At 67.5% G+C, this 14,759-nt stretch carries 12 protein-coding genes; 2 read left to right on the top strand and 10 right to left on the bottom strand.

Annotation, left to right across the window (positions count from 1 at the left end; translation table 11 throughout):
* Positions 1 to 49: 49 nt before the first annotated feature.
* Positions 50 to 2,476 carry a hypothetical protein gene (locus tag EAF64_RS10335; protein ID WP_129068904.1) on the bottom strand — a complete coding sequence of 809 codons (2,427 nt, stop codon included), beginning with the start codon at positions 2,474 to 2,476 and terminating at the stop codon, positions 50 to 52.
* Between the two features lie 268 nt (positions 2,477 to 2,744).
* Here EAF64_RS10335 and EAF64_RS10330 point away from each other — a divergent pair, with 268 nt between their 5' ends.
* Both EAF64_RS10330 and EAF64_RS10325 read left to right on the top strand, forming a co-directional pair.
* Positions 2,745 to 3,911 (top strand): CaiB/BaiF CoA transferase family protein, encoded by a 1,167-nt coding sequence (locus EAF64_RS10330; RefSeq protein ID WP_129068903.1) that lies wholly within the window; start codon positions 2,745 to 2,747, stop codon positions 3,909 to 3,911.
* Between the two features lie 55 nt (positions 3,912 to 3,966).
* A complete protein-coding gene (locus EAF64_RS10325) occupies positions 3,967 to 4,947 on the top strand; it encodes an LLM class flavin-dependent oxidoreductase (RefSeq protein WP_129068902.1) in 981 nt (326 codons plus the stop codon).
* Positions 4,948 to 4,959: 12 nt separating this feature from the next.
* Here the strand turns inward: EAF64_RS10325 and EAF64_RS10320 are convergent, their stop codons facing one another.
* The 9 genes from EAF64_RS10320 to EAF64_RS10280 form a co-directional block, all read right to left on the bottom strand.
* Positions 4,960 to 5,262, bottom strand: a complete 303-nt coding sequence (locus EAF64_RS10320) for a hypothetical protein (RefSeq protein ID WP_129068901.1) — start codon at positions 5,260 to 5,262, stop codon at positions 4,960 to 4,962.
* A 197-nt stretch (positions 5,263 to 5,459) separates the two neighbouring features.
* The gene (locus EAF64_RS10315) at positions 5,460 to 6,242 is read right to left on the bottom strand and encodes an SDR family NAD(P)-dependent oxidoreductase (protein ID WP_129068900.1); all 783 of its coding nucleotides are present in this window, start codon (positions 6,240 to 6,242) and stop codon (positions 5,460 to 5,462) included.
* Positions 6,243 to 6,364: 122 nt separating this feature from the next.
* A complete protein-coding gene (locus EAF64_RS10310; RefSeq protein WP_129068899.1) occupies positions 6,365 to 7,090 on the bottom strand; it encodes an HAD family hydrolase in 726 nt (241 codons plus the stop codon).
* The gene (locus EAF64_RS10305) at positions 7,087 to 8,076 is read right to left on the bottom strand and encodes an MBL fold metallo-hydrolase (protein WP_129068898.1); all 990 of its coding nucleotides are present in this window, start codon (positions 8,074 to 8,076) and stop codon (positions 7,087 to 7,089) included. Before EAF64_RS10305 ends, EAF64_RS10310 begins: the two co-directional genes overlap by 4 nt.
* A gap of 161 nt (positions 8,077 to 8,237) precedes the next feature.
* The gene (locus tag EAF64_RS10300; RefSeq protein WP_129068897.1) at positions 8,238 to 9,815 is read right to left on the bottom strand and encodes a class I adenylate-forming enzyme family protein; all 1,578 of its coding nucleotides are present in this window, start codon (positions 9,813 to 9,815) and stop codon (positions 8,238 to 8,240) included.
* A 73-nt stretch (positions 9,816 to 9,888) separates the two neighbouring features.
* Entirely contained in the window at positions 9,889 to 11,055 is a 1,167-nt protein-coding gene (locus EAF64_RS10295) for an ABC transporter permease (protein ID WP_129068896.1), read from the bottom strand.
* 25 nt (positions 11,056 to 11,080) lie between these two features.
* A complete protein-coding gene (locus EAF64_RS10290) occupies positions 11,081 to 12,262 on the bottom strand; it encodes an ABC transporter permease (RefSeq protein WP_129068895.1) in 1,182 nt (393 codons plus the stop codon).
* Positions 12,259 to 13,032, bottom strand: a complete 774-nt coding sequence (locus EAF64_RS10285; protein WP_394345752.1) for an ABC transporter ATP-binding protein — start codon at positions 13,030 to 13,032, stop codon at positions 12,259 to 12,261. Before EAF64_RS10285 ends, EAF64_RS10290 begins: the two co-directional genes overlap by 4 nt.
* Positions 13,033 to 13,037: 5 nt before the next feature.
* The gene (locus EAF64_RS10280) at positions 13,038 to 14,543 is read right to left on the bottom strand and encodes a hypothetical protein (protein ID WP_129068893.1); all 1,506 of its coding nucleotides are present in this window, start codon (positions 14,541 to 14,543) and stop codon (positions 13,038 to 13,040) included.
* Between the last annotated feature and the right edge of the window lie 216 nt (positions 14,544 to 14,759).

Genomic DNA, 14,759 nt, shown 5'->3' with positions numbered 1-14,759 from the left:
GAGCGGTCGGGCTCGTCCCGCCGAGCCGAGGAGGTGGGGGCCGGACCGATCAGCGCCGCCGTACGGCGAGGACGGCCAGGCTGGTTGAAGCGACGAGACCGGTCAGCGCAACTCCCAGGCCGCCGCCGTCGGGCGTCCCGGGCGTCCCCGGTGCCGGAACCGTCGTGCCCGGCGTCGCCGGCGGTTCGGGAACGGGTTCGTCTGTCACGGGGGGTTCGGTAAGTGGCGGCTCGGTCAGTGGGACCTCGGTGATCGGTGGCGGCTGCGTAACCGGTTCGTCCGTGATCGGTTCCTCGGTAACGGGAGGTTCGGTGATGGGTTCGTCCGTGATCGGTTCCTCGGTGACTGGTCGCTCGGTGTCCGTCTCGGGAGGCTGGTCCGTCGCTGGCGATTCCGTTTCCACCGGCGGTTCGGTCTCCCTCTCGACTGGTGGCTCCGTCGGTGTCTCGACCGGTTCGTCGGTGATCGGTGGTTCGGTGGCTTCGGTCTCGGTGGGCGTCTCGTCGGGCGATGGCTCCTCCTCGCCGGGCGTCTGGGTTTCGGTCGGCTCCACAGTCTCGGTGTCGCCCGGCGGTACGTCTTCGGTTGGCGTTTCCGTCTCCGTCTCAGTCTCCGGTGCCGTCGGCGTAGCCTCTTCGGTCGGTGAGGGAGTTTCGGTCTGGGTCGCTTCCGCCGTCGGCGTAGCGGTCTGAGTTTCTGTCTCCGTCGGTGTCTCGGTCGGTGTGGCAGTCTCGGTGGGTGTCTCCGCTATCTCGATCCGTGCCTCGTCCCGATCGTTCACGGGAACGGGGTCGCCGGCCTCGGTCTCTGCCGTCACGTCGTACTCGCCGGGATCGAGGGTGTCGGTCACGCGCCCGTCCGCAGGCACGTCCGTCAGCAGACTCTCACCCCCCTCGGTGACCAGCGTCACCACGACCGTCACGTCGTTGGGGTTCTCGATGGTCACGGCCGAGCCCGCCTGCGTGACGGTAACGCTCTCGAACTCAGCTTCCTCGTCTGTCTCTTCGTCGGCGCTCGCGGCCGACTGCGCGTTCGACTCGATCTCGTCGGTGTCGGTGACACCCTGCTGTGCGGCCTCCTCGGCCGTGGACGCGGCGGCCGCCACGGCGACTTCCTGGATCTGCTCGATCTCGACGTCCTGGCGCTGGCTACGCTCGATCGCCCCGCTGCAGGCCCCGCTGGCCGCGGCCTGGATCTGGTCCGCGCTCGCCGTCTGGGCCTGACTGAGCGCGCCGGCGGCCGCGCCCTGCGTGATCGCCTGGATCTGGACGACGTTGACGGTCTGGACCTGTACGGTCGCGCCTGCACCCGCGCCCGCGGCGGCGGCCTGGATCTGCTCGACGTCCGTCACCTGGTTCTGGACCGCGGCCGCGGTCGCCCCGGCGGCCGCTCCCGCGGCGGCCTGCTGGATCTGGACGACGTTGACGACCTGCACCTGGACCAGCGTGCCGCGTGCGGCCCCCGACGCGGCGGCCTGGATCTGTCGGATCGAAGCCCGTTGGTGCTGGGCGATGGCTCCCTCCGCGCCGCCGGCCGCGGCCTGCTGAATCTGGGTGACGTCGGCCCGCTGGCGCTGGATCAGGGCGCCGCTCGACCCGCCGCGGGCCGCCGCCTGAATCTGGGTGACGTCGGCCCGCTGGCTCTGGACGAGCGCACCCTTCGCGCCGCCGATAGCGCCGTCCTGAACCTTCTTCGGATCGGCGTCGTCGTCGGTGATCGCGCCGCCCGCGCTCCCGAAGGCCGCGGCCTGGACCTGCTCGACGGCGATCTCCTGTGACTGGAGCAAGGCACCGTAGGCACCGCCCTGGGCCGCCTCCTGGATCTGACTGACGCTGGTGCGCTGTTTCTGGACGGCCGCCTCGACCGCGCCGGCCGCGCCACCGGCGGCGGCGAACTGCCGTTGCTCGACCGTCACGTTCTGTCGTTGTGCGAGCGCGCCGTGGCTCGCACCCTTCGCCGCGGACTGGAGCTGTGTGACCTCGGCGTTCTGGGACTGGCTCAGCGCACCAAGCGTCCCGCCGTAGACGACTGCCTGCAGTTGGTCGATCTCGACGTTCTGACGCTGGACGAGCGCGCCGTGGCTCGCGCCTTTCGCGGCCGCCCGGATCTCCTCGGCCGAAGCCCCCTGCATCTGACTCGTCGCGCGCTCCGCGGCCGTCGCCGCCGCGTCGAGCTGTCGCTGGTTCACGTCGGCACCCTGCTCCTGTGCCAGTCCCGCGCCCGCCCGAGCGCCCTCCCGGGCGGCTGTCGTCTGTTCCTGTGTGAGTGCGCCCGGATCACCGTTCTGACGACCGGCTGCGGACAGACCCTCCAGTTCCTCGTCGTACGCCTGCATCGCCGCCGGACCGGCCCTGTCCGCCCCATCGCCGACGTCGTCGGTCACCGAGTCGAGCAGTGTGGGCCCGCCGACCGCGAGGACGCCGACGAGACCGAGCAGGAAGACCGCCGCTATGGCGCCGGCCAGGTTCGTCTTCATCGGGCACCTCCCCGGTCTGTACGTCTCTCAGTGCGCTGGACTCGTGTGTGCATGTAGACCCCCGGTCGCTGTGGACCGCCACAGCACACCGACCCCGTACCCCGAACCAGCGAATAAAGCCGCCCGACCGTTGCACGGCGCTCGCGAGCGACGCGTCACTCGCCGGATCGTAAGTCCACCTTTCCCGACCGATCCCCGCTGTCCCACGTCGGTCGGCTCAGTCGTCGCCGGGACGGGGGCTTATGTTCGTGGCCTCGGGAAGAAGGGTATGCGACTCGACGGAGTACGCGTCCTCGACCTCTCGCGACTGTTGCCCGGCCCCTACGCGACGCAGCTGCTCGCCGACGCCGGCGCGGACGTGGTCAAGGTCGAAGATACGGACGCTGGCGACTACGCGCGAATCCTTCCACCGTACACCGACGCGGGCGTCGGCGCCATCTTCGACGCGGTCAACCGCGGGAAACGAAGCGTCGCCCTCGATCTCAAGAGCGACCGCGGTCGCGAGGCCTTCCTCGACCTGGCCGCAGAGGCCGACGTGGTGTTCGAGCAGTTCCGCCCCGGCGTCGTCGAGCGCCTGGGCGTCGACTACGAGGCCGTCCGCGCGGTCAACGACGACGTGATCTACTGTTCGCTGTCGGGGTTCGGCCAGGACGGCCCGCACGCCGACCGGGTGGGTCACGACCTCAACTACGTCGGCATGGCCGGCCTGCTGGACATGACCCGCGAGGGCGAAGACAGCAAGCCACAGATGCCCGGCTATCCCGTCGGCGACATGGCCGGTGGCCTCTTCGCCGCGTTCAGCACGGTCGGCGCGCTACTCTCCCGCGAATTGGGCAACACCGGCGGGGAGTACGTCGACGTGGCCATGACCGACGTGGTGGCCTCGTTCTCCCAGGCCGTCGCCCACGACGCGCTGACCGGCGGCGATCCACGCCCGGGCGACACGGAACTCTCCGGCGCCCTGCCGTGGTACGACACTTACGAGACCGCCGACGGGAACTACGTCACGCTCGCGGCGCTCGAACCCAAGTTCTGGGACGCCTTCTGCGAGGCAGTCGGACGCGAGGACCTCGCGGACGCGCACATGACCGACGACCCGGCCGAGCGCGAGGCCGTGCGCGAGGAACTCGAAGCGCTGTTCGCGGAGCGGACGCGCGACGAGTGGGAGGCCCAGTTGGGAGACACCGAGGCGATGGTCGCGCCCGTCCGGACGCCCGCCGAGGCGCTCGACAGCGAGGCCGCGGACGCTCGTGACCTGATCGACCACTCCGGAACCGTCCCCCGGGCCGCGTTCCCCGCCCAGTCCACGGCGGAACCGGAGGGCGTCGCCGGTTCCCCGCCCGGTCACGGCGAACACACCGACGACGTGCTCGAAGCCGCGGGCTACGACGCCGACCGGCTCGCCTCGCTCCGCGAGGACGGCGTGATCGAGTAGCGGCCGGAAGACTCCGGAGGGAGCTTTTTGTGCCGGGGCGGCGATTGCGGAGACCATGCAACCGGGCCTGCTCTTGCCGCCTGCCGACGTGATGGACCCGACCGGTGTCGCGACCACCGCCGAACAGCTGGGCTTTGGCTCCGTCTGGATGCCCGAACTCTGGGGGAGCGACGCGTTCGTCCAGCTCTCGGCGGTCGCCGAGGCCACCGAGGACGTCCAGCTGGGCACCGCCATCGCAAACGTGTTCTCGCGCTCGCCGGCCGTCCTCGCGATGGCCGCCGCGACCGTCGACCGCTACGCCGACGGCCGGATGGTCCTCGGCACCGGCGTCAGCACCGCCAAAGCCATCGAAGACCTCCACGGAATGGAGTTCGAGAATCCGGTTCGCCGGGCTCACGAGACCATCGCCATCGCCCAGCGCTACCTCTCGACCGACGACGGCACCGTCTCCTACGACGGCAAGCTGTTCCAGGTCGAGGACTTCGAGCCGCTGGGACGGGACGTGCCGGTCTATCACGCGGCGCTCGGCCCGGCCAACCGGCGGGTGGTCGCGCGGCTGGCCGACGGCTGGATTCCGCACAACGTCCCCTTTCCGGACCTGCCCGAGGCCTTCGAGGACATCGAGGAGACCGCGGCCGAGGCGGGGCGGGACGCCAGACAGATCACGGTCGCACCGTACGTGCCCTCGGCCGTCAGCGACGACGACCCCGACGCGGCCCGTGACGCGATCCGGGGCCACGTCGCCTACTACGTCGGGAACGGCGAGGGCTACCGGAAAGCCGTCGCCCAGCGGTTCCCCGACCAAGCCGGGACGGTCGCGGATCGGTGGCAGGCGGGCGACCGAGACGAGGCGAAGGCCGCGGTGACCGACGAGATGGTGGACGCGCTCGGGGTCGCGGGGACGACCGAACAGGCGCGTGAGCGACTGGCCGAACTACAGGACGGGTTCGTCGACCTGCCTATCATCACGGTCCCGCGGCAGGCCGCCGGGGAGATGGCGATGGCGACGATTCAGGCGCTCGCGCCGGACGCCTGACGGTCCTTAGGGTCAGGATTCGACACCGCCGCGTCTGATCGTGAGGACGCCACTGGCGAGCAGGAGCCCACCGACGAGCAGCGGCAACACTGTGACTGTGTGCCAGTTACAGCCGTCGTACCACGTGATCGCCAACTGTCCGAGATCGAACCCCGTCAGCCGAAGACCCGTCGGATCGACACCGATGGCGTCGTACACTCGTCCCCCGACCTCGGGACAGCGACGCTGGGTACTACCGCCGAGCGTGAGAATCGACAGCGTACAGAGGACGCCGAGTCCGATTACCCCGTAGCCTGCGAGTCGTGAGCGGAACATGGTCGCGGTTCGTGTACAGGACGGACCGCACCAATATGTAGCGGAGGGACAAGTCTCCGTTTGAGTCACTGGCAGTTCGTCCGCCGAGCGCGCCCTGCGCGCGAGGCGGTCCACTTCTCGCGAGCGAGACGGTAGTTTTCATACTAAATTTTTGCGAGTGGGGGTTCGCCGCAGGCGAATCCCCCCGAAGTGAAAATTTAGTAGGTGAACAGATCGACGCCGCCGGTGACGCCCATGACCTGGCCGGTGATGTACTCGGCCTGCTCGGAGGAGAGGTAGGCGACGAGGTTGGAGACGTCTTCTTCGCTGCCGAGTTTGTCCATCGGCGTGGCGCGGGCGATGTCGGCCCAGTGTTCGTTGATGTTTTCGAGCTGGTCGTGGGGCAGTTCGGCGAGGTCGCCGACGACGATGGTCGGCGCGAGGATGTTGGAGGTGACGCCCTCGGGTGCGCCCTCCAGGGCGAGGGTCTTCCCGAAGCCGATGAGTCCGGCCTTCGTGGTGGAGTAGGAGATCTGACCGTAGCCCCCCTCCCAGCCGGCCAGGGAGGACATCGTGATGACGCGGCCCCAGCCGCGGTCGCACATGTTGGGGAAGATTTCGCGGGTGATGTTGTACGTGCCCGTCAGGTTGACCGAGAGGTCCCGATCCCAGATGCTCGGGTCGAGGTCGCCGGCCGTGCCGACGGCGTCTACGAGGCCGGCGTTGTTCACGAGGATGTCGACGCCGCCGGTCGCGTCCTGCAGGTCGTCGACGACTTCGCCGACCTGGTCGCGGTCGGTGAGGTCACACTCGATGGCGATGGCCTCGCCGTCGTAGTCGCCGTCGTTGATGTCGTCTGCCACGTCCTGTGCGCCGTCCTCGTCCACGTCGAGGACGACGACCTCCGCCCCTTCCTGGGCCAGTGTCTTGCAGTCTTCTTCACCGATGCGGCCCGCACCCCCCGTCACGAGGGCCGTCTTATCGTCAATTCCGAAATCCATTGCACCTGCCCTGTACCGAACACACTTTGTTAACAGTTCCTCCTCAGAAGGGAGGGGGGTTTATCAGCCCGGCGCTCAGTCCCGTCGAAAATCAGCCGTAGCGGGTCGCTCGTGTGCGCCGGCTACTCGACCTCGACGACCTCCAGCAGTGTCCGGTGGTCCTCGACGGCGTAGTCGATGGCGTCCTCACCGACGACCCGGTACCCGTCACGGCCGACCTCTGCGGCACGCTCGAACGCTGTGCCGTTGTAGGCAACCGTTCCCAGTCCCGCCTCCGTGCCGCCCTGCATGTCGTGGTCGTAGCGGTCGCCGATCATCAGGCCCCGTGCGGGGTCGATGTCGGCTTTCCCGAGGGCGTCCTCGAACATCCGCTGGTCGGGTTTCTTGTACCCGACGGCCTCGGAGGTGGTCACGCCGTCGAAGGCGTCGTCGATGCCGAACTGATCGAGCATCCGGTGGGCCTCGCGGGTGTCGATGTCCGAGACGATGCCAAGGTAGAAACCGGCGTCGTCCAGCGCCTGGATCGTCTCGACCACGTTCGGTTCGGTCTCCATGGCGGCCTTCGTCGCCGCCTCGAAGCCGGGTTCCCACGCCTCACGGGCGAGATCGCCGTCCACGATGGCCTGGAAGGCCTCGTGGTACCCCTCGGCGGCGGACATGTACTCGGTCCCCTCGGCGGATTTGAAGTGCTCGCCCAGTCGCTCCCGCCAGGTCTCCAGTGCGGGTTCGGGCTCGAGATCACGCTCGGCGGCGAACTCCCGGAGGAAGTCGACGTAGCCCTGGCGGATCGAGGGGAGCGAGACGATGACGCCGCCGATGTCGAAGAAGACGGCCTCGTACTCGGTCATGCGACCTCGTAGCGACGGACGCCGTGGTCGTCCGTCTCGCTCGTGAGGACACCCTCACCGTCGAGGTGGGCCAGCGCGCTGGCGGTCTCGATGACGAGGTACTCCATGTTGCGGTCGCCCGAGCGCTGGAATGCGATCTCGACGGCCGTCGCCCCGCTACCGTTCTCCAGTGCCTCCTGGGTTCGGTCGAGCAGGCGGTCCAGACTCTCGCGGTCGTGCTGGACTCGGACGTCGAACTCCGTGTGGGGGTCGTCGTGGCCAGTGAACACGCGGTCCACGTCGAGGTCAGCTAGCGTGTCGAGGGCGGCGTAGAACTCGCCGATAGCGTCCTCGTAGCCGTCGTCGAAGCCGGTGTGCATCGCGACGGGGCGGAAGGTGCCCAGCGCCATGTCGCCCGAGAAGAGGACGCGCTCGCCGTCCAGATCGGACAGATAGCAGAGATGGTCGGCCTGGTGACCCGGCGTGTGGACCGTCTCGACGGTGAGCGGACCGACGTCGACGGTCTCGCCCCGGCCGAGCCAGTGGTCGACGGCCTCGCTCGGGAGGAGACTGCTGTCGCGTTTCAGCGACTCGACGGACATCTCGACAGCGTCGTCGAGGTACTCGCCCTGGACGCCGGCCGCCTGAGCGTTGGCCCGGACCGTGTCGGACAGATCCTCGGGGTCGCGCTCGAACCGCCGCTGGATCGACGCGGGTGCGTACACCTCCGAGTCGGCGGCGTCGATGACCGCCTGCACCTGCCCGATGTGGTCGGTGTGCGGGTGGGTGACGACCAGGTGTTCGATGTCCGCCAGTTCGTAGCCGTGGGATGCCACGTCCTCGGTCAACTCCTCGCGGGCCGTCTCGCCCGCCATCCCGGCGTCGAAGAGAATCGGCTCGGCACAGTCGACGAAGTACGCCGCGACGTTCTCCGGCGGCCAGTCCACGCTACACTCTAACCGATGAACCGTCGTCGACTCCTGCATTTGCTCTGCTTGCTCGTTCATTTTCCGAGTAGGAGTGTCTTGCGACAGATAAGCGTTGCCCTATTATGAAACAATGATAGATATATAGTCCACATCTATTAACGAAACCAGTTATTTGAGGCAGTTTATTTAACGAACGCAGACGAGTGGACGAACGGGCACCCTCACTGCTGGCTACGAAGTTACTCGTCGTCCCGGAGTTTGTACTTTTGGATCTTCCCGCTGGCCGTGCGGGGGAGACTGTCGACGAACTCGACCTCGCGGGGATGTTTGTACTCGGCCAGTTCGTCGAGGGCGAACTGTTTGACCTCGTCGATGGTCACGTCCTCGCCGGGTTCGACGTCCGGGCGCGCAACGACGTACGCGACGGGGATCTCGTTGCGGCGCTCGTCGTCGATCCCGACGACGGCGGCCTCGGCGAGGGCGTCGTGTTCGGTGAGCAACTCCTCCACCTCGCTGGGATAGACGTTGTAGCCGGCGGTGACGATGACGTGTTTCTTCCGGTCGACGATCTCGTAGTAGTTGTCCCGGTCGCGACGGGCCACGTCCCCGGTCCGGAAGTACCCGCGTTCGGTGAAGGCTGCCTCGGTCGCCTCGGGCATGTCGTGGTACCCTTTCATCACCTGCGGGCCACGGACCAGCAGCTCGCCCTCCTCGCCGGGCATCACCTCCTCGCCCTCGGCGTCGACGATCTTCGAGTCGGTCATCTGCAGGGGCTGACCGACGGTCCCCTCGCGGTGGCCGAACGCGGTCTCGTTCTCCGTGTGAGTCGCGCCGCAGGTCTCGGTCAGGCCGTACCCCTCGGTGATGTCGACACCGGCGGTGTCCTCGAACTCGCGCTGGACGGCGACGGCCATCTTCGCGCCCCCTTCCGCCGCGACTTCGAGACTCGACAGGTCGTGATCGCCGAAGGCCTCGTCGTTGACCATGTCGACGTACATCGTCGTGACGCCGACGAAGTGGGTGATCCCGAGGCCCTCGATGGTCGCCATCGCCTCGGCGGCGTCCCACCGCATCGCGCTCCGGAGGTGGAGCGACCCGCCGCACAGCAGTGGTTGCCACCCACAGTGGACGAAGCCCGTGATGTGGTACATCGGCAACCAGATCAGGCTCTTCAGTTCCGCGGGCGTCAACGGGGCGTTCTCGTCGTCGTCGACCAGCATGTCGATACCCTGGGCGCGAACGTTCCGGTGAGTCAACTGCACACCCTTTGGCTGGCCCGTCGTGCCACTGGTGTAGGGCTGGAGCGCCACGTCGTCGCCGTCGCGCTCGACGTGGGTCGGCTCGCCTGTCACGTCGTCGACGTGGTGGTCCCCGTCGGGTACCTGCCCGCGGTCGCCAGCCGTGATGACCACCGGATCCGCGTCGGTCTCCGCCAACGCGTCGTCGACGGTGCCACGGAGCCACCAGTGAGTGACGATGGCCTCGGCGTCCGTGTCTTCCAGCTGGTGAACCATCTCTCGGTGCTTGTACTGCGGGTTCATGAACGAGACGGGCGTCCCGGCCTTCAGCCCGCCCAGCGCGGCGATCACGTAGGTCGGTCCGTTGGGCAGGTAGAGGACGATCCGGTCGTCCGGTTCCAGCCCGAGATCGTGGAGCCCGCCGGCGAACGCCGCCGACCGGTTCCGCAACTCCGCGTGTGTCAGCGACTCGCCGTCCATCTCGACGGCCGTCAGAGCACCGTTCGCCTCCGCCGTCCGACCGTGCAGCCCGGCCGCGTTGCCCTCAAGCGGTTCGTCGCCGAGGTCCTGAAGGTCCATGCTACCCGATACCATTTAGCATCATTAATAACTACCGTCGTTCACGTACGCGAACTGGTAAAACGGGCGGTAGTCAGCCCCGGAGGGCTTCGACGGGGCGCTCGTTGGCGGCCCGCCAGGCAGGGTACGCGCCCGCGACGAGACTGGTACCGATGCCGAACACGACCGCGCCGACCAGGTAGAGGAGCGACCCCGACGTGAACGCGAAGGGACTACCCAGGAAGATGGCGTTGGCGGCCAGCACGACCAGCAGCGCCAGCGCGATGCCGATCCCGGCACCGATGGCTCCCAGCAGTGCGGCCTCGACCAGCAGGATTCGCAGGATGTCGACCTTCGAGTAGCCGACCGCCCGGAGGACGCCGATCTCCTCGCGTCGTTTGGTCACCGACATCAGCATCGTGTTGGCGATCGAGACGCCGGCGACCAGCAGCGACAGCGAGCCAAGGCCCGCCAAGAACAGGTTGATGCCGTTGACGATGGACGTGAACAGGCGCACGAGCGACGTGAGCTCGAAGACGATCAGCGTGTCTTTCCGCCCGTTGAACTCCTCGCGCAGCGCCGTGGCGGCGGCTTCGGCCTCCTCGACCGACTGTGTCGTGATGCGGACCTGTCCGTACTGTCGATCCCCGGTCGCTTCGATAGGCAGGTACACTTGGTCGACGCCGAACGCCTGGGTTTCGGCCAGCACGGCGGTCACGCGGTACGCGCGGAACTCCCCAGTTTCGTCCTCGTCGGTCTCCGGCGCCAGCACGATCCGGTCGCCGGGTTCGAGATCATTGTCCGCCGCGAACTCCCGGGAGACGACGGCACTCCGCCGCCAGTTTTTCGGGATCTCTCCGGCAGCCACGTCGTAGAGTCGGCGCGGATCGTCTAGATACGTCACCGACACCCCTCGCTCGCGATTCGAACGTCTCCTGTACTCCATCGACCGCGACTCCGTGGCGACGATGCCGGCTCCGCCGACCGTCTCGTCGATCCGCATCAGGTCGGTCCGGTCGAAGTGCCGATCTTCCTTGTCGAAACCGGGCGAGACGTAGACGTTCGTCGCCCCCTGCTCCTGAATCCTGTCGAGTTGGCTCTGCTTGAACGCCGCCCCGCCGGCCCCGATGCCGGCGATGGCCACGACGCCGATCATGATCGCCGCGGCCGCCAGCAGCGAGCGCGTGCGTGCCCGCGAGACGTTCCGGCGGGCGATGACGACCGACGGGAACCGACCGGTGAGCCGTCGTAGCAAACTCATCGCCCCACCTCCGTGTGACCCGACATCAGTCCAACGCCTCCACGGGCCGCTTGTTGGCCGCCTTCCACGCCGGATACAGCCCCGCGATCAGCGCGGTCACGATTCCGAAGGCGATGCCGATCCCGACGTACCGGAGCCCCGCCGCGGTGAACGCGAGCGGGTCCCCCAGCAGGAGCTGGTTGATCGCCATCCCGATCCCCAGCGCGAGGGGCGCGCCGATGGCCGCCCCGACCGCGCCCAGGATCGTCGACTCCGCCACGAGGAGACTGACGACCGCCCGCTTGGGGTAGCCGTACGCCCGGAGGACGCCGATCTCGCTCTCGCGTTCGATTGCCGCCATCAACATCGTGTTGGCGATAGTGACCGCGGCGACCAGCAGCGAGATCGCGCCGACGCCGATCAGGAACTGGTTGACGGTGCCGAAGAAGGCCTCGAACTGCTCGCGTTGCTCCTGGACCTGTTCGACCCGGACGACCTGTTCACGGGCGTTGAACTCCCGTTCGATAGCCTGGGTCGCCTCGTCGATGGAGCCGGTCGTCGTGTCGACGCGGACGATGGCCTGTTCGTACCCGTCACTCTCGAACTCGGAGGCCGGGACGAACACCGTCTGGTCCGCTCCGAGCGGGGCAGAGAAGCCCTGTGGCTCCAGAACCGCCGCGATCTCGAAGCTCCGGTCGAACTCGTCGGTGACGTTCACCCGCAACCGGTCGCCGGGCTGCAGGTCGTTTTGCTCTGCGACCCGGGATCCGATCACGATGGTTCGGCGCCAGTTGTCCGAGATCGTCCCGTTCCGGGCCTCGTAGAACTCGCCAGGGTTCTCCAGTCCCTTCACCCGAGCCATGAACAGGAGCGTCCCGGCCTGGGTCTGTACGGTCGCCCCGACCGGCTCGTGGACGGGCAACACCGTCGCGCTCGGGGTAGCCTGTCTGAGGCGGCCGATGTCGCCGTCCGACAGTTCGGTATTGGTGAGGTTGCCGTCCTCGAACTGGACGTCGGGTTCGACGGTCGCCGTCCCCCCGAACCCCTCGTAGGCCTCCAGTTGATCCTGTTTGAACGCTTCGCCGCCCGTGCCGATCGCGCCGATGGCCACGACGCCGATGACCACGGCCGCGACGGCCAGCGCCGAGCGCAGCGTCGCCCGCGAGAGGTTCCGCCGGGCCAGCGCCAGCGTCGGAAACCGCCCGACGAGCCAGCGGAGCGGGTTCACGGATCGGGACCCTCCTCGAAGTTGGCCCGCCGGCTCTCCGTGTCCCGAATCCGGCCGTCGATGAGCGTCACGACGCGATCGGCGGCTTCGGCCACGTAGTCGTCGTGGGTCACCGTGACGACGGCGACGTTCTCGTCACTCCGGAGTTCGTCGAACAACTCGAGGATCTGGTCGCCGGTGTCCCGATCCAGGTTTCCGGTCGGCTCGTCGGCCAGCAGGATGTCGGGGTCGTTGATCAACGAGCGTGCGATGGCGACGCGCTGTTTCTGCCCACCCGACAGTTCGTCGGGGTAGTGATCGAGCCGGTCGCCCAGGCCGACGCGTTCGAGCAACTGCGTCGCCCGCTCGCGGGTCTTCGTGGGCGTCCGGTCGAGCATCCGGGGCATCTCGACGTTCTCCAGTGCCGTGAGCGTCGGGATCAGGTAGAAACTCTGGAAGACGAACCCGATCGTCTCCTTCCGTTTCCGAGTCTGCTCCCGGTCGGTAAACGTCGATACGTCCTCGCCGCGCAGGCGAACCTCGCCGCTCGTGGCCACGTCCAGCAGGCCGAGCAGGTTGAGCAGGGTGGACTTCCCGCTGCCGGAGGGACCGACCACCGCCACGAAGTCGGCGGGCGCGATGCTGAAGTCGACGCCTTTCAGCGCCCGGACGATCTGACCGCCCGTCTCGTACTCTTTGACCACGTCGGTCCCGCGGATGATCGGGTCCGTCGCGATCGTCTCGCCCAGCGTGCCGGCGTCGAATCCGTCCTCGTCCGGGTCGGGTGTCACAGCGGTCACCCCCGCCGGCGGTAGATCACGACCGCCGCGATCACGGCCACGACCACGAGGATCGGGACGATCGGGAGACCACCCCGCTGTGGCGACCGATCCGGTGCCGCGGCCTGCGTCACCGGAATCTCGGTCGTGTAGTTGCGCCGGACGTCGTCGACGACGTAGCTCACCTCTACGGGGACCGTCGAGACGTTCCCTCGGACCGACGGTTCGAGGGTGAACGACGAGAAGTCGCTCGCGTCGACCGATCCGACGAAGTACTTCTTGCGGCCGACGTTTTCGGCCTCGCCCGTCGAGACGATCACCGACTTCACCTCGTCGGAGCCGACGTTGCTCGCGGTCGCGGTGATCTCCAGCGTTCCGCCCCGGGCGACCGCCTCGACGCCGGTGAGTTCGATCGCTCCGGGATTCGGCGGCGCGTCGAACGCGGCCTGGAACCGCTCGGTCACCTGCTTGCGCGTGCCGTCGTCAGTGTAGTTCAGCGTCACCGTCACTGGGTACGAGCCGCTTTCCGTCACGCGAGCTGGGAAGCGGAAGTCGGTGGTCTCGCCGGCCGTCAGCTGTGACGTCACACGTTCGCTCGCCGTGAACGTCGCGACCGGGGAGTCGACGGCGACTTCCACCTGGCTCAGGTCGCCTTCCAGCCCGTTCGCGACGGTGACGTTGACTGGACGGTTCGTGCCGGGCAGTCCGTCGGCCACCGACAGCGCCAGTTGCGGGCCGTCGACGGCGGCCGAACCGGTCGTCGCGTCGAGTCCGACCGTCCGTTCGAGTTCCTGGGTTTGTCCCATCGCGTTCGTGTATTCGAGGATCGCGGTGACGCTACCGGTGTCACCGTCCGGTATCGAGCCGGAGTACGTGAACGTCCGTTTGGTGCCCGGCTCTAGCTTCGCGTCGAGGCGCTCGGGATCGCCGATCCGGACGTTCCGACCGTCGAGCGTGAGGTCGAGGTTCCGGATGGCGTCGAGCTGGCCGTTCGAGACGTTGACCGCGATCTCGCGGTACCTGCCGACCGAGCCCGCCACGTCGATGCTCATCTTCGGCCCGCTCTCGGAGACGACGACCGTCACCGGATAGTTGAACTGGACCAGTTCGTCGTCGTTGGTCTTCACGGAGACGGTCAACTCCAGTTTCTTGACGCCTGGTTCCTCGAACGTCGTCGTCAGCGGTGCGGTCACCGATCCACCGGGGGTCACCGTTCCGAGATCTCTGACCTGTCCGTACCGCTTGAAACCGGACCGGCTCTCCAGTCGGACTGTCTGGACCTCCGCGGTCTCGGAACTGGTCGCCGCGTTCGAGACCTCGGCACTGATTTCGACCAGGTCGCCGGGCGCGGGCCGGGAGGGCGTGATGCTCACGTCGCTGAGCGATATCTGGGGCCCGGTCGACTGGGTACTGTTCACATTGTTCGCAGCCGCGAGTGGCGCGCCGGTCGCGGACCCGACCAGCAGCACTGCGACTACTGTCGTGGCGACCACAGATAGCGGCCGTCGGACAGTGGGACTCATGACTGCAACCTCGGAAGGGAAGGGCAGTTGGGGACCATCGTCCTATGGCTTGGTCTCCCACTTCTACCCATTAGAATTTTTTTACTTGACATTGGTAGCGGGGAAATCGCTCCACCCATGTCCGGTCCGTCACGCCACCCGGTATGTGCAGATTTATTAACATTGAGGTAGAACGCGGCATTGTTGATTAACAATGGTAACTGAAACGGAGGAAAG

The organism is Halorientalis pallida (assembly GCF_004118325.1).
GTDB lineage: Archaea > Halobacteriota > Halobacteria > Halobacteriales > Haloarculaceae > Halorientalis > Halorientalis pallida.
Note: the sequence above shows the minus strand (reverse complement) of the source record. Positions and strands in the feature narration are given on the sequence as shown.

Bases quoted from the DNA above. Each gene is read 5' to 3' on its own strand.
- EAF64_RS10335 (WP_129068904.1), bottom strand. From the start codon at position 2,476: ATGAAGACGAACCTGGCCGGCGCCATAGCGGCGGTCTTCCTGCTCGGT.
- EAF64_RS10330 (WP_129068903.1), top strand. From the start codon at position 2,745: ATGCGACTCGACGGAGTACGCGTCCTCGACCTCTCGCGACTGTTGCCC.
- EAF64_RS10325 (WP_129068902.1), top strand. From the start codon at position 3,967: ATGCAACCGGGCCTGCTCTTGCCGCCTGCCGACGTGATGGACCCGACC.
- EAF64_RS10320 (WP_129068901.1), bottom strand. From the start codon at position 5,262: ATGTTCCGCTCACGACTCGCAGGCTACGGGGTAATCGGACTCGGCGTC.
- EAF64_RS10315 (WP_129068900.1), bottom strand. From the start codon at position 6,242: ATGGATTTCGGAATTGACGATAAGACGGCCCTCGTGACGGGGGGTGCG.
- EAF64_RS10310 (WP_129068899.1), bottom strand. From the start codon at position 7,090: ATGACCGAGTACGAGGCCGTCTTCTTCGACATCGGCGGCGTCATCGTC.
- EAF64_RS10305 (WP_129068898.1), bottom strand. From the start codon at position 8,076: ATGAACGAGCAAGCAGAGCAAATGCAGGAGTCGACGACGGTTCATCGG.
- EAF64_RS10300 (WP_129068897.1), bottom strand. From the start codon at position 9,815: ATGGACCTTCAGGACCTCGGCGACGAACCGCTTGAGGGCAACGCGGCC.
- EAF64_RS10295 (WP_129068896.1), bottom strand. From the start codon at position 11,055: ATGAGTTTGCTACGACGGCTCACCGGTCGGTTCCCGTCGGTCGTCATC.
- EAF64_RS10280 (WP_129068893.1), bottom strand. From the start codon at position 14,543: ATGAGTCCCACTGTCCGACGGCCGCTATCTGTGGTCGCCACGACAGTA.